The following is a 14,457-nucleotide window of genomic DNA, read 5'->3' on the forward strand; positions in this document are numbered from 1 at the left end:
TAAATTCGGCAAGCGGCGCAAGAGCGGCGCGCGAATCATTCGCGGCGCCCCCATCCCGGGGCTTGCCGTATTGCGGGATCTGCGAGTGGATGCGGTGGGGTAAACCGCTGTGTCAGGGGCAAGGCAACCCAAGACCCATCACTGCCCGGCACAGATCGGCCAGGGAAGCATTCGCACCCAAGGGGTGCAGATTCCTCAGCGTCCTCAGCGGAAATCATGCGAGGCGCCCGGCGCCACTTCCCCAAGATTCAGCCACTTCACCCGCTCCGCCCGCAAATGGACCGTTCCATGACGCGGTTGCGCCACCCCTTCCACACACAGAAAAGGCTCGGTCGTGAGCGTCAGACGACACGCTTCGAAGAGTCCCGGCGACACGATCACATTGGCAATGCCCGTCTCGTCTTCGAGGCTCACAAAGCAGATCCCCTTGGCCGTTCCCGGGCGCTGACGGCAGATCACCTGGCCCGCCACCTGTATCCGTTGCCCGAAGCGGGCCTGCCCCAATTCGGCGGCGGTCCAGACCTCGGGCAACCGCGCCCGCACCAGTGCCATCGGATGCGGGCCCGTGGTCAGCCCAAGTCCGCTGTAATCCGCCCCAGTCCGTTCCAGCAGATTCATGGGCCGAAGCGGGCCGGGATCTTCGTCCCGCATCGCATCCACGCCGGCACTCGCCCAGCGCTCGAACAGGTCATCCGGCCGTTCGAGCCGCTCGGCCTCCCATAAGGCGGCCCGCCGGTGCGGTGCGAAGACATTCAACGCACCCACCTCGGCGAGGATTCGGTGTTCAGCCGTACTGAACCGCGTGCGCCGCTTGAAATCGGCAAGGGACGCGAAGGGGCGCCGGTCCCTATCGGCGAGCATCTCCAGGGTACGGATTCGGGAGAGTCCGCGCACCTGGAGGAGTCCGAGGCGCAGCACCCGATCCGATTCAAGGGTGCATTCCCACCGGGACGTGCCCACACAAGCCGGGCGCACCCGCAGGCCGTGGCGGGCTGCGTCCTTGACCAGCGTGGCGGGGGTGTAGAAGCCCATCGGCTGGTTGTTGAGCAAGGCACAATAGAACTCGCCCGGCCGGTGGGCCTTGAGGTAGGCGCTGGCGTAGGCGAGGTGGGCGAAACTGATGGCGTGCGATTCCGGAAATCCGTAGAGCGCAAACGACCCCACCGCCCGGGCAATCTCGCCCGCCACCCCGGGAGCCAGCCCGGACCGGCGCATCGCCTCCTCAAGCCGCGATTGCGACCGGCGCATCCGCTCGTCGCTGCGATGAAAACTGAGCGCCTTGCGCAACTCCTCCGCCTCGTCCCCGGTGAAGTGCGCCAGAACCATCGCGATCTGCAGCATCTGTTCCTGAAACAGCGGCACCCCAAGGGTCCGCTCCAGCACCGGACGAACCCGCGGGTCCCAGTACCGAACCGGTTCGGCCCCCTCGCGACGTCGCAGGTAGGGGTGCGCCAGGTCGCCCTGGATGGGGCCGGGCCGGATGATGGCCACCTCGATGACCAGATCATAAAAGCAGCGCGGCTTCAGGCGCGGCAACGTCGCCATCTGCGCCCGGCTTTCCACCTGAAAAACACCCACCGTATCGGCGCGCCGCAGCAGTTCGAAGGTGGCCGGGTCGTCCTTGGGCAGACCGGCCAGCTCCACCGGGCTGCCCCGGTCGCGGGTCAGTTGCACGGCGTCCTGCAACACCGACATCATGCCGAGCCCAAGCAGGTCCACCTTGATGATCCCCAGATCCTCGCAGTCGTCCTTGTCCCACTGACAGACCACGCGCCCGGGCATGGCGGCGTTTTCCAGCGGCACCACCCGGTGCAGATCCCCCTGGCAGAGGATCATCCCGCCGGAGTGCTGACCCAGATGCCGCGGCAGCCGCGTCATCTGCCGGTAAAGCGCGGCGAACACCGGCGCCCGTGGATGGGATCGCGCCAGACCGGCCCGTTCCATCTGGGCTTCGAGGTCGAGGCTGTGCGGGAAGTCGCCGTGGGCAAACAGCGCCGAGAACCGATCCAGCATGTCCACGGGGAATCCCAGCACCTTACCCAGTTCGCGGGCCGAACTGCGTCCACGATAGCGGATCACCGTGGCCGTCATGGCGGCGCCGTGCGGCCCATACCGGCGGTACACCTCCTGGATCACCCGTTCCCGCCGCTCTCCGCTCGGCAGATCGAGATCGATGTCCGGCCAGCCCCGGCGGCCTTCGCTCAGGAAACGCTCGAACAGCACCTCGAACTTCACCGGGTCCACCGCGGTGATGCCCAGGCAGAAGCAGACCGCGCTGTTGGCCGCACTGCCGCGTCCCTGCACCAGAATGCCTTCCCGCCGGCAGAAGCGGATCAGGTCCGCGACGATGAGAAAATACCCCGCAAAGCCCAGTTTCCCGATCAGGGCCAGTTCCTTCTCCAGCAACGGACGCACCCGCCCGGGAACACCCCCGGGATACCGCTCGCGCGCCCCCTGCCACGTCCACTCCCGCAACACCCCTTCCATCGTCTCACCCGGTCCCACCGGAAACGTCGGGAAGGCGTAGCCCAGATCGTCGAGACCGAACCGGAGGCGTTCCGCCAACCGGACCGAGGCGTCCACGGCCCCGGGCAGATCGGCGAACAAGGCCGCCATCTCGGACGCCGTCTTGAGATGCCGCTCGCCATTGACCTCGAGCGTCCGGCCCGCCAGGTCGAGCGTGGTGTGCCCCCGCAGGCACGTGAACACATCCACCACCCGCCGTCCCTCGGGCGTCGCATACAACACCCCGTTGGTGGCCAGCAACGGCAGTCCCGCCGCCCCGGCCATCCCCACCGCCGCCCCGATCCACCGCTCCTCGCCCCGCCGCCGGTGCCGCTGCAACTCGACAAAAACACCGTCCCGCCCGAACGCCTGGACCAGCCGATCCAGCACCCTCTCCGGACCCCCGGGCACCCGCCCCAGCCAGGCCCGCGCCAGCGGCCCCTCGGCATCCCCGGTCAACGCCACCAATCCCGGCCCCGCCTCCGCCAGTTCGTCCCAGCGCACCCGCGCCCCGCCCTTGGCCGCACGCAGATGCGCCCGCGTGAGCAGCGCACTCAGATTGCGATACCCCGTCCGATCCTCCACCAGCACCGGCAGCACCGACCCGTCCTCCAACGTCAACTCCGCCCCGTGAATCGCACGCACCCCGGCCGCACGGGCCGCCCCGGAGAGCCGCGGCGCCCCGTACAATCCGAGCCGGTCGCACATCCCCAACGCCGGCAGCTCCAGTTCGGCGGCCCGTTCAGCCAGCGTTTCCGGCAGGGAACCCGCCCGCAAGAAACTGAACGCGCTCCGGGCATGCAGTTCGACGTAGCCCGCCTTCCTCCCCCGCTGGACGCGCGCCTTCAATCCAGTTCCCCCTCGATGCGCCACCCGCCCGCCTCGCACACCCAGCGCAGCACCCGCCCCTGCTCGTCCCCGGCATCCCACGTCTCCCGGTCCCACGCCTCCGCATCCCACCACCGCCCGGACGCCCGCCATGGCCCCGCCGCCGTCCTCCATGCCGGACGTTCCCCCGCGAACGGACGGGCCGGACGCCACCGCCGGATCGGCACCGGCCGCAGCACCTCCGGCACCGGCTCCTCCAGCCCCGCCCATTCCCCATCGAAGTCCGGTGGCACCATCGTCACCGCGTCGGTCCGGTGACTGTCCTCCCGCCGTGGCGATCCCACACGGTCGGCCCCAACCAGCGCGGCCAGCCGGGCCAGCGTCTCCTGAAACCGGTGCGGATCCCGGACCGCCACCTCGAACAACCCGAACTGCCGCTGCTCCGGCCGCGCCGGCTCGGCCCGCAACCCCACCGCCCGCACCGGCGATTCCGTCCGCACTCCCTCAAGGTGGGTGTGAAGCATCCGGAACAGCACCTCCACCCGGCAGGTCGGCTGCGGCACCTCAAGACGCCGCTCGATCCGTTCGCCCGAGGCCAGATCCAACCGCAGGATCAACACCCCGGCCACCTGCCCGCAGGCCTCCAAACGACGTCCCAGTCCCTCCAAAAACCGTCGCAACACAAACAGCAGCGGTTCGAGCGTCTCGATCTCGGCCTCGAAGGTCCGCTCCTCCCCGAACCGTTCGGCCGGCGCCGCCAGCTTCAACGGACGCGTGGCCGTCACCGATGCGGCCGCCAGCAGCGCCAGCGCCTCCAGACCCAGCCGGTCCGCCAGATCGGTCGCCCCCAGCGCCAGCAATTCGCCCACCGTCGCCAGCCCCCAACGCCCCAGGCGGTCCGCCGCATCGCTCGAGGGTTCCAACGCAGCAATCGGCAGCGACCCCACCATCGCGGCAGGATCCCGGACCGTCGCCACACCCGGCACCGGCGCTCCATCGCCGGCCCGCCGTTCCATGAACCGTGGCGAATCGTGAATCGCGAATCGCGAATCGCCGAAGCCCGGTTCGCGATCGTCACCCGGGTCCGGATTCTCGTTCACCCCGCTTTCCAGAAGCATCGAATCGGGATGCCACCCCACGCCCGCCGTGGACGGTTCCCCTCCCCAGCGGGCCGCATGCCGCGCCACATTCGGCGTCGGCCCGATGCCCACGCGCACCCGCCAACCCAGCGCCGCCAGAGCCTCGATCAACCGTCGTCCCCACGCCGCCCGCGCCGCCTCGGGCACCGGACCCGGTCCGTTCCAGTCCGGCAGGCCCCGCAAATCCAGCATCACCCATCCCGGCGCCGTGGCCTCCAGGTGCGGCGAGAAGGCGTAGGCCCCCTGAAGCAGAGTCTCCCCCGCCGCCTCTTCCGCCGCCGGCACCCGCGCCCGGATGGACACCTCCCGGCAACGCGCCAGCGCCTGGGGTGCCGTCATCCCGTCCACCACCCCCGCCGCCCGCGCCGACCTCGTGGCCTCGATCACCCGGGGAGCCGTCGTTCCTCCCTCCACCAGGGCCACCGGACGTCCCCACACCTCGGGTTCATGACGCAGCGCCGCCTGCAACGCGAACTGCGGCACATGGATCGCCGCAAACCTCCCGGGAACGCCGGCCTCCGTCTCGCAGATTCCAACAGGGTTGCTCATCGCTCGTCCCCCTACCCGGCCACCGCCGCCGCGCCGGTCCGTCCCGCCGCCTCCCGCAACCGCCCGAAACGCAGCCGGGCCAGCACCATCGCCGGCTCCTCCCGCAGCGCCTCGATCCCCAGCCCGCTTCGCGCCTCCACCCGCACCCCCACCGCCCCCACCATCGGCCACGGAGTCACCACCAGCAGGGACGTGCCCTGATGCTCCGCAATCCGTCCCAGCCGATGCCACACACTCGATGGGATCCGCCGCAGCTCGGACGCCGGGTTCATCTTCAGATCCAGGACCACACACGGCAGATTGCGGTCCCGCAACACCACGTCCGCCGCCTTCAACGCCTCCTCCGCCTTCCCGCAACGCACCCACAACAACCGCGCCAGCTCCCGTTCCGTCGGCGCATCGGCATCGAAACTGTCCGCCCCGTCGATCAACGCCAGAAATCCCCCGTCCGCCACCGTCCGCGCCAGCAACGCATGCAGCACCTGGGCACTGCCCGATCCCGGCCCCGTCCCGACCAGTTCCGTCAATCCGCCCCGCACCAACCCTCCCCCCAACACCGCATCCAGGGCCGGCACCCCGGTTGGCCAGGGCGGTGCCCCGCCGGGCCGCCGGGCCCGATGAGCCTCCGGAAAACGCTCACCCAGCATCCGGCGCAGTTCGACAATGTTCGTGGCAGCGGGCATGGCGGCTCCAGACTCCGGCGCGGAGAACCACCCTAGCGCCCCGCCCCTGCCGGGAAACCGGAATCTTTCGCCGCCCATCCTGCCCGACCCGGTGGGACATCCGCGGTCCACCTGCCGACCGGATCGCTCCCGCTTTTCGCCACCTCAGACTTTTCCCGTGCAACGGGCGCCCGGTCCTGCTTGCATGCCGCATCCTCCGGTGGATGGCTCCTCAACCCTTCGACGGGCGGACGGCCAACCCCGGCGGTGCGACCTCACCCTCAACCCTTCAAGTTGAACATGTCCCGAAAACGAATCTGGCTGCTGGTGGGCGGGATCCTTGCCGTGACCGGCGTCGCCGCCCTGCTGGCACTGGCCGCGGCAGCGCAATTCATCCTGAACCGCAGCGGCATGAATCTCGCGGATCTCAGGGCCCTGCTCGGCAACCCCGCGGCTGCCCACCGCGCCGATGCCGAGGCCCGCGAGCGCGACCCCCGCTGGCAGCCGTCCTGCCAGGAGATCGCCGTCATCCGGCCCGCCAGGGAAGGCGTGCCCGGCGAGGTGCGGAACTTCGTCGTGGACACCACCGGACGCCTTCTGGTGACCGTGGTCGCGCCCGAGGGCGAGGCGGCGGGCATCCCAGCCGGCACCCCGGGCGCCCTGCTGCGGTTCTCCGCCGCCGGCAAGCTGGAAAAGGCCCTGCCGCTGGACCTTCGACCCAACGCCATCGCCCTGGGGCCGGACGGCACCGTGTTCGTCGGCGGCAGCGGACGGCTTCTCCACCTGGATGCCGGGGGCCGGGTGCTGGCCACGGCAGGTTCACCGGTGGCGCAGCTTGCCGTGTCGCTCACTCCCGAACTGGAGGAAATGGCCAGGGACACGGCGCGCCATACCCAGCGCCCGGCCGAGGAGGAGCTGGACCGGCTGCGACGCTCGCTCGATGAGCGCCGCGCGGTGGTCGGCAGCCTGGCCGCCACCGACCGGGACCTCTTCGTGGCCCTGCCCGCCCCGCAGGATTTCACCTGGCGCGTGTACCGGTACGACCTGGATCTCACCAGACACGAACTGGTGGCCGAACGCCTTCGCGGCTGCTGCGGGGAAATGAACCTCGGCGCGGATGCCGACAGCCTCTACGTGGCCCACAACGGCCGCCATCGCGTCGAGCGACGCAACCGCGATGGCCGGGAAGTCGCGCAGTTCGGCCGTCCGGGCAAGACCGACCCGGCACACTTCGGCGGCTGCTGCGAGCCCAAGAATCTGCGCGTGCTGGCCGATGGCGACGTGCTGGTGGGCGAATCGGGTCCGCCCACCTGTATCAAGCGGTTCTCCGCGAGCGGCGAATTCATCGAGGTTCTCGCCGTGACCGGCAGCAGCGGCGATTGCGTGCGCATGACGGTGGATGTCAGCCCGGACGGCCGGCAGTTCTACCTTCTCGACACGAAGCAACGGGCCATCCGCGTCTTCGCGCGCAAGGGCTGAGTTCCGAAGCACCGGACACCGCCTTCCGCCACCCATGCGCCACGTCCCCCGAATCGGTCTGGCGGCCGCCCTGGTGGTCGCGCTGGCACTGGCCGCGGTGGGCGTGTGGTTCATCCAGGCCAAACTCCGCGCGCCACCTCAGAAACCCCTGCTCCTGCTGGTGGCCGACCCCCTCGCCCGCGAACTGGCCTGCGCCTGCGTCCCCGGCTTCGGTCAACGGGACTACCGCCGCCTGGCCCGCCACCTCGAAGACGCCCTCAGGTGCCAGGTGGCGATCGAGTTCGCGGATGACGTGGCGGACTCCCTGGGGCGTCTGCCCGCCGGGCCGGACCTCGTCGTCATCGGTGAACGCTCCGTCACCGCCAGCGCGGCAGCCAATGCCGGCCGTTCCCTGCAACCGCTGGCGGAACTCACCGGCCTGGACGGCACCGCGACCGTTTCGGCGGTGGTGACGGCCCGACGGGACGACCCGGCCGCCAGCCTGGCTGAATTGGCTGGCCGCACGATCCTGGTCGGATTGTCAGGCGCCGACGCCGCCCAATCGGCATTCGCCGAAGGGCTCGTGGAGGCGGGGTTGAACCCGACCCCTCAGCTCGTCCAGCGCGGATACGATGCGAAGGTCGGACTGGACGTGCTGGACAGTGCCGCAACGCCGCCCCCGGTGGCAGTGATGCCGGAGTATGTGCTGCGGCTGCTCGAAGGCTGCGGCAGCATCACTCCAGGGAGCCTGAAAGTGATCGGTCGCACGGCGCCGCAACCCTTCGTCACGGTGTTCACCGACCCGACGATGCTGCCGGAGCGGGTGACGAACCTGCGGGAGGCGCTGCTCGGCCTCGATGACACGCTTCGCCAGGCGCTGGAATCCCGCGACGGCTTCCGCACGGCCGCCCCGGCGGCATCCGCCGCACCGGATTGGCCGGACTGGCGTGGTCCCGGCCGCGATGGTCGGGTGCCGAAACTGCCCTCCCGCCTGCCGGACGCGGTGACGCTCGTATGGAAACGGGCAGCCATGCCTGACGGTCTGGCGGGTCTCAGTGCGGCGGAAGGGCGTGTGATCCTGGCCGAACGCGACCTGGCCGACGAAAGCGACGTGTATCGCTGCCTGGACGCCGACACCGGGGAAACCGTCTGGCGCGCAGAATTTGCGGCGCCCGGCCGCCTGGATTACGGGCAGTCGCCACGAGCCACCCCGGTCCTCCATGGCGGGCGGGCCTATCTGCTCGGCGCCTTCGGGGAATTGCGCTGTGTGGACCTGGCGGACGGACGGCTCCGCTGGCGGCGGAATCTGATCGGGGAATTTCATGGCACGCTCCCGCCCTGGGGCACCTGCTCCACGCCGCTGATCGTGGACGGACTGGTCATCGTGAATCCTGGCGCGCCAACCGCCGGGGTGGCGGCACTGGATGCAGACACCGGTCAGACCCGCTGGACTTCACCCGGCACCCAGGCCGCCTACGCCTCGTTCATCGTCGTGGACGCCGGAGGAGGTCGGCAGCTCGTGGGCCTGGACGCACAATCGGCGGGCGGCTGGGACCCCCGCACCGGGAAGCGCCTGTGGGAACGGCGGCCCGCCCGATCCGGCGACTTCAACGTGCCAACGCCCGTCCATGCGGGCGGCGCGCTCATCTTCTCCGCGGAAAGCAATGGCACCCGCCTGTACCGGTTCGGGCCGGACGGGATCCCCGCCGCCCAGCCCGACGCCGTCTTCGCAAACCTGGCCCCGGACACCATGACTCCGGTGGCAACGGCCGGACGCCTGTTCGGCGTCCACGACGGCCTCCACTGCCTCGATCTCGCCCGCGGGCTCGCACCGGTCTGGCACTGGGACGACCCGGCGTTGGGCGATTACGCCACGTTGCTGGCGGACGACGAACGGGTCCTGCTGATCACCGCAGCCGGGGAACTCGTGCTGTTCGATGCCCGGGCGGATCAACCCGTCGTGCTCTCAAGGTTGCTCGTGCTCCCGGACGAGGCCGATGTGTACTGCCACCCTGCGCTGGCCGGTTCGCGCCTTTACCTGCGCGGCGCCAGCCTGGTCCTGTGCGTGGATCTCTCACCGCAGTCGGACCGGACCCATTCCCTCCCATGAACGCCATGAAGACCGTCGCCCCACTGCTCCTCGCCTGGCTGGCCCTGGCATGCTCGCCCGACAACGCCGTCCGCCCCGGCGCCCATCTCCTCCCGGAACTGCGGGACTACGTGGAGAGTCTCGCAGGCGAACTGGACCAGGTGCCCCCCGAACGTCGCGCAGTGCTCGATGAAGTGGCGTCCGACATGCTGGCCCGTCTTCGCGCCGGACACCTGGCCGACCTGACCTTCATCTGCACCCATAACTCGCGGCGTTCCCATCTCTCCGAAATCTGGGCGGCCACGGCGGCCTATCATCATGGCCTGCAGCGCGTGCGGGCCTTCTCCGGCGGCACCGAGGTGACGGCATGCAACTGCCGCACCGTGACCGCCATGCGCCGGGCCGGGTTCGAAATCACCGACGCCACCTCGGGCGACAACCCGCTCTACCTCGTCCGCTACGCCGCCGATCGCCCCCCCGTGCGGGCCTACTCGAAGCTCTACCACGCGGACGCCAACCCGCGGGAGGGCTTCATCGCCCTGATGACGTGCAGCTCGGCCGATCTCTCCTGCCCTGCGGTGGCCGGCTCCGTGGCGCGCCATGCCATGCACTACGCCGACCCGCGTCTCTGCGACGATCTGCCCACGGAAACCCAGGCCTACGACGAGCGCTGCCGCGAGATCGCCCGCGAAATCTTCTACCTCATGCACACCGTGCGCCTCCACCTCGCCGGACCGGGAGCCGGCTGACCTGTCGCTCGATCGTGACCTCCGCGGGACCTCGGGCCGCAGGATCCCGCTTGGCGCCCGGAACCCGGGTGACTACGTTTCTGCCGTATGGGTCACACATTCACGGTTCGTCTTCCCGAGCACCTCGCGCGTTGGTTGGAGGAGACCGCGGCGACGGCCGGCATCTCGCAGGGCCGGCTGATTCGGGAACAACTGGAGAAGGCCATGGCGGGCGGTCGTGAGCGGTCCTTCATGCGGCTGGCAGGTACCCATCAAGGGGCTGCCGACCTCTCCTCCCGCAAGGGATTCACCAGGTCATGAAGGGCATCGCCGACACCGGTTTTCTTGTGGCGTTTGCCAACCGGCGGGACCGGCACCACGACTGGGCGGCAGGCGTTGCCCGCCAGGTGACCGAACCCCTCCTGACCTGCGAAGCTGTACTGGCGGAGGCCACATTTCATCTGCGGGACGCCCCGCTCGTGCTGGCCATGGTCCGCGAGGGTTTGGTCGAGCTGGCGTTCGACTGCAACGATCATCTGCCGCAACTGGCGGCCCTTGCGGAAAAGTACCGCGACCGCCAACCCGACCTCGCTGATCTCTGCCTGGTGCGCCTGAGCGAACTGCATCCCAAACACGCGGTGATCACCGTGGACCGCGACGACTTCCGCATCTACCGGCGCAACAAACGCGAGGTCATCCCGCTCATCTCGCCCAGGGGCGCCTGACTGAGCCGTATCCATGCCGTAAGCAGAAAAGCCCGCGAATCCATTCGCCTTGCCGATGCCGGCTCCGGTGCCGCGCATCCCGGATTTATCGGGAGAGTGCGAACTTCGCGAAGCGTCGTCTCGGAGGGCCGGGTTCCACGAGGCCGCAGCGGAGTGGTGCCATGGATTGAGGACTCACAGAACTCGTCCCTCCGATTCGCTGCCTCCTCACCCACAACTCCGGGATGCACCGGCTCCGGTGACCCGACTGGAGGCAATCTCGACAGGATTCCTCGAACTGGTACGCTCGCCCCCGTCGTGCGGGAGGACCCAGCGACCAGCCTTGATGGCCTGGCTCGAACCGTCCTCCAACCGGGTCGCTCCCATAGCTCAAATGGATAGAGCAGCGGTTTCCTAATTCGATCCGGCGCGTTTTGGCCCATTTGGACCCACCCAGCCATAAGCAGACAACTCCCTGTCTCCAAACCAGTTCCACCGGCGCCCCCTTCTGCCACAACGGGACCCTTGCAGCCCCAAAATTCCGGCTTTGGGTGACAACGCGGGTGACAAGATTTCGCGTCACTGGGATCACCCGCGGCTCATGACGCGGTACCAATCCTCCAGAACTTGGATCCTCAACCGACCAACCATGGCGCGGGACGTTGCGGCGGAACCGAGCTTGAATCTTTTCTGGGTAAGCGCAGCCTTACCGCCCAATGCAGGCAACCATTTCCAGCAAAGGCCAGTTGGTCATCCCGGAGGCCCTCCGTGAACAGGCCCGCCTCAAGCAGGGAGACCAAGTCGATATCGGCTATTGCGATGGCTTGATCGTCCTGCGCAAACGCCAGCCCCTTACCGCAGCCCGTATCCGCGCGCTGCTCGCCGGAGGACGCCAGTTGCCTGAGATGACGTCAGCGGACGCCGGACAGCTCTCCGAGGCGATTCAAGCCGTCCGTCGTGACCGACGCGCCGCCAAGCCGTGAAACGCGTGGTCCTCGACACCAACGTCGTGGCCAGCGCCTGTTTCTGGCGAGGCACCTGCTGGCAGTGCCTTGAGGCGTGGGTCGCCGGTAAATTCACCGCACTCGTGAGCCCGCCCATGTTGGCGGAATACACCGAGGTGTTCGAACGTCTCCGGCAGCGGCATCCTGACAAGGCCCGTGTGGATTGGGTTGCTGCGTTGCGCGACGACGCGGAACTCGTTTTTCCGGCGGTCAGGATTCCAGACGCTTTCGGGGACATGGACGATGCGGTCTTCGCCGAGTGCGCGGTGGCTGGGGAGGCGGACTTCTTGGTCAGCGGCGACAAGGAGCATGTCCAGGCGGTGGGCAGTATCCGCGGGATTCCCGTACTATCGCCCGCGCGATTCCTGGAAGTTCTGCAGGAAGCAAGTCGGTGAGTCCCTACAGGCGGGGCTGAAACCCGCCCTGCAAGGAGGAACGATGCCTTGCCAAGACCACGAGTCCCGGCGGGCACCTACGGTGTTGGCCCGGAACTCAAAGTCTCCATCCCTGCGGAAGACGTTGATCATCTGCGAGCCAATGGGGCCGCGGCCGCGAGGTCGCTGCTCCGATATCGGCTCTTCTTGGTCGGGCTGCTCGGCAAATCGTTGAGCGTCCGCCATCCGCCTAAAGGCAGCGGCAAGACCCACCTTGCGGAATCGGGCCGGATGTCGGTTTACTAACGCCGGCTCGGCGCGTGCTCCCATAGCTCAAATGGATAGAGCAGCGGTTTCCTAAACCGTTGATCCAGGTTCAATTCCTGGTGGGAGTACCACTCCGGATTCCCCAGGGCCGGGTACCAGCGAGGGATGGCTCGGGCGGGTTTCAAAAGCGTCATGAGCGCCCTCGGCCCGTGCATCCCGGAGTTGTGGGGAAAGCGGCGAACTTCGCCAGGCATCGCTTCGGAGGGCCGAGTTCCACGAGGCCGCAGCGGAGTGGAGCGCTGGGTTGTGGACTCGCGGAGCTCGTCCCTCCGATTCGCTGCCTCCTCACCCACAACTCCGGGAGGCACCGCGTGGCTGGGTCCTCCCACCCGCGGCTTTACTCCCGCTCCAGGACTGTCAGGGTGCCTCCGTTCCCAACACCAATCGCCCGTCAGGGTCCTTCCCCATGGAATCCGAACACCGCACGCTCTCCCGCCGACGCTTCCTCAGTACGACCGCCACCGGTTCCCTGGCGGTGGGAACCCTGATCGCCGGAAATGCCCCCGCCAGCTACGCGGCCGAGACCGCCAGGCCCGCCCTCCTCGGCGGCACCCCGGTCCATAAGGGCGGCTGGGCCCGCTGGCCCCAGTGGCAGGCGGACTGGGAACCCGAACTGCTGGATGTCTTCCGCAGCGGCCGCTGGTTCCGCGGGGCCGGCGGATGGGTCGCCGAGTTCGAGACCCGCTACGCCAGCCTGCTGGGCGCCAGCTCCTGCCTCGCCACCTCGAGCGGCACCACCGCGTTGATCGTCAGCCTGAATGCCATGGACGTCGATGCCGGGGACGAGGTGATCGTCTCGCCGTACACCTTCATCGCGACCTACAACGCCATCCTCAACCGCAAGGCCCTGCCGGTGTTCGCAGACACCGACCCGGCCACCCTGACGCTCGATCCCGCCACCCTGGAGGCGCGCATCACCGATCGGACCCGGGCCATCCTGCCGGTGCACATCTTCGGGATGCCCTGCGACATGGACGCCATCAATGCGGTGGCCCGGAAGCATCAACTCGCGGTCGTCGAGGACGCCTGCCAGGCGTGGATGGCCGAATACCGGGGTCGCAAGTGCGGTACCCTCGGCGATCTGGGGTGCTTCAGCTTTCAGGAATCCAAACATCTTCCCTCCGGCGAAGGCGGCGCCGTCACCGGGATGAATGCAGCACTGGTGGACCGTTGCCACTCCTTCCATAACTGCGGCCGGGCCTTCGGCAGTCATCAGGGGAACGGCTACTTCACCCGTGGCGAAAACTACCGTCTCACCCAGATCCAGGCCCGCCTGCTGCTGCTGCAGATCGACAAGCTGGCCCGCGAAACTGCCATCCGGCAGGCACGCGCGGACCAGTTGACCCGCGGCCTGCAGGGGTTGCCGGGCATCACGACGGTGCGCCTGCCTTCGGACAGCCGTGCGGTCTGGCACCTTTACCCGTTCCGATATGATCCGGCCCGGTTCGGAAGTCTGACCCGCGACCAGTTCCTGCGAGCCCTTTCGGCCGAGGGGATCCCATGCAGCGCGGTGTACCACGAGCAGTACCACGACGGGCTGCTGGACGAGGCCATCGCCTCCCGCGGATTCCAACGCCTGTGGAGCCGTGAACGCCTCAAGGCCTACCGCGACAGCTTCCACGAATTGAAGGGCAACCGGCAGGTCTGCCAGACCACCGTGGCCATTCCCCAGACCGTCCTGCTCGCGGAACCGGACCATCTCGACCGCATCCCCGAGGCGATCCGTCGCATTCACGCCCACGCCCCGGCCATCGCCCGCGCCCTCGGGTAGAAACCGTCCGTCCGGAGGGACGAGCTCCGCAACTCCTCACCCTGCCGCTCCACTCCCCTGCGGCCAATTTGGAGTGCGGTGCTCCGCACCGCTTTGGGTTTCGGGCGGGATGTTGTCCGGGTTCTTGGCCAACCGCCTACCCCAGGTCCCTTCTCGCGCCAATCCAAAGCGGCGCAAAGCGCCGCACTCCAACACTTCCAAAGGGACGAGCTCCGCGACTCCTCACCCTGCCGCTCCACTCCCCTGCGGCCAATTTGGAGTGCGGTGCTCCGCACCGCTTTGGGTTTCGGGCGGGATGTTGTCCGGGTTCTTGGCCAAC

Annotated in this window: 10 protein-coding genes and 1 tRNA gene; 9 read left to right on the forward strand and 2 right to left on the reverse strand. The window is 68.6% G+C overall.

Annotated elements, in window-relative coordinates:
- Window positions 1–204 precede the first annotated feature (204 nt).
- Together KF833_24015 and KF833_24020 are read right to left on the reverse strand one after the other, a co-directional pair.
- Window positions 205–3,486, reverse strand: coding sequence for an error-prone DNA polymerase (locus KF833_24015; GenBank protein ID MBX3748384.1), 3,282 nt, complete (start codon window positions 3,484–3,486; stop codon window positions 205–207).
- 1,546 nt (window positions 3,487–5,032) lie between these two features.
- On the reverse strand, window positions 5,033–5,704 hold the full coding sequence (locus KF833_24020; protein MBX3748385.1) for a hypothetical protein: 672 nt from the start codon (window positions 5,702–5,704) through the stop codon (window positions 5,033–5,035).
- A 279-nt stretch (window positions 5,705–5,983) separates the two neighbouring features.
- Between KF833_24020 and KF833_24025 the strand changes: the two genes are divergently transcribed.
- The 9 genes from KF833_24025 (at window position 5,984) to KF833_24065 (ending at window position 14,138) form a co-directional block, all read left to right on the forward strand.
- Window positions 5,984–7,162, forward strand: coding sequence for a hypothetical protein (locus KF833_24025; GenBank protein ID MBX3748386.1), 1,179 nt, complete (start codon window positions 5,984–5,986; stop codon window positions 7,160–7,162).
- A gap of 34 nt (window positions 7,163–7,196) precedes the next feature.
- Window positions 7,197–9,251, forward strand: a complete 2,055-nt coding sequence (locus tag KF833_24030; GenBank protein ID MBX3748387.1) for a PQQ-binding-like beta-propeller repeat protein — start codon at window positions 7,197–7,199, stop codon at window positions 9,249–9,251.
- Window positions 9,248–9,979 carry a protein-tyrosine-phosphatase gene (locus tag KF833_24035; protein ID MBX3748388.1) on the forward strand — a complete coding sequence of 244 codons (732 nt, stop codon included), beginning with the start codon at window positions 9,248–9,250 and terminating at the stop codon, window positions 9,977–9,979. The genes KF833_24030 and KF833_24035 overlap by 4 nt, the downstream gene beginning before the upstream one ends.
- A gap of 87 nt (window positions 9,980–10,066) precedes the next feature.
- Entirely contained in the window at window positions 10,067–10,279 is a 213-nt protein-coding gene (locus tag KF833_24040; protein MBX3748389.1) for a hypothetical protein, read from the forward strand.
- Window positions 10,276–10,683, forward strand: coding sequence for a PIN domain-containing protein (locus KF833_24045; protein ID MBX3748390.1), 408 nt, complete (start codon window positions 10,276–10,278; stop codon window positions 10,681–10,683). The genes KF833_24040 and KF833_24045 overlap by 4 nt, the downstream gene beginning before the upstream one ends.
- Before the next feature lie 695 nt (window positions 10,684–11,378).
- Window positions 11,379–11,645, forward strand: a complete 267-nt coding sequence (locus KF833_24050; protein ID MBX3748391.1) for an AbrB/MazE/SpoVT family DNA-binding domain-containing protein — start codon at window positions 11,379–11,381, stop codon at window positions 11,643–11,645.
- Window positions 11,642–12,061 (forward strand): putative toxin-antitoxin system toxin component, PIN family, encoded by a 420-nt coding sequence (locus tag KF833_24055; protein ID MBX3748392.1) that lies wholly within the window; start codon window positions 11,642–11,644, stop codon window positions 12,059–12,061. The genes KF833_24050 and KF833_24055 overlap by 4 nt, the downstream gene beginning before the upstream one ends.
- Before the next feature lie 301 nt (window positions 12,062–12,362).
- Window positions 12,363–12,438: transfer RNA gene (locus KF833_24060), tRNA-Arg, on the forward strand.
- A gap of 335 nt (window positions 12,439–12,773) precedes the next feature.
- On the forward strand, window positions 12,774–14,138 hold the full coding sequence (locus tag KF833_24065; protein ID MBX3748393.1) for a DegT/DnrJ/EryC1/StrS family aminotransferase: 1,365 nt from the start codon (window positions 12,774–12,776) through the stop codon (window positions 14,136–14,138).
- Window positions 14,139–14,457 lie beyond the last annotated feature (319 nt).

It is taken from the genome of Verrucomicrobiia bacterium, from assembly GCA_019634625.1.
Classification (GTDB): domain Bacteria; phylum Verrucomicrobiota; class Verrucomicrobiia; order Limisphaerales; family CAIMTB01; genus CAIMTB01.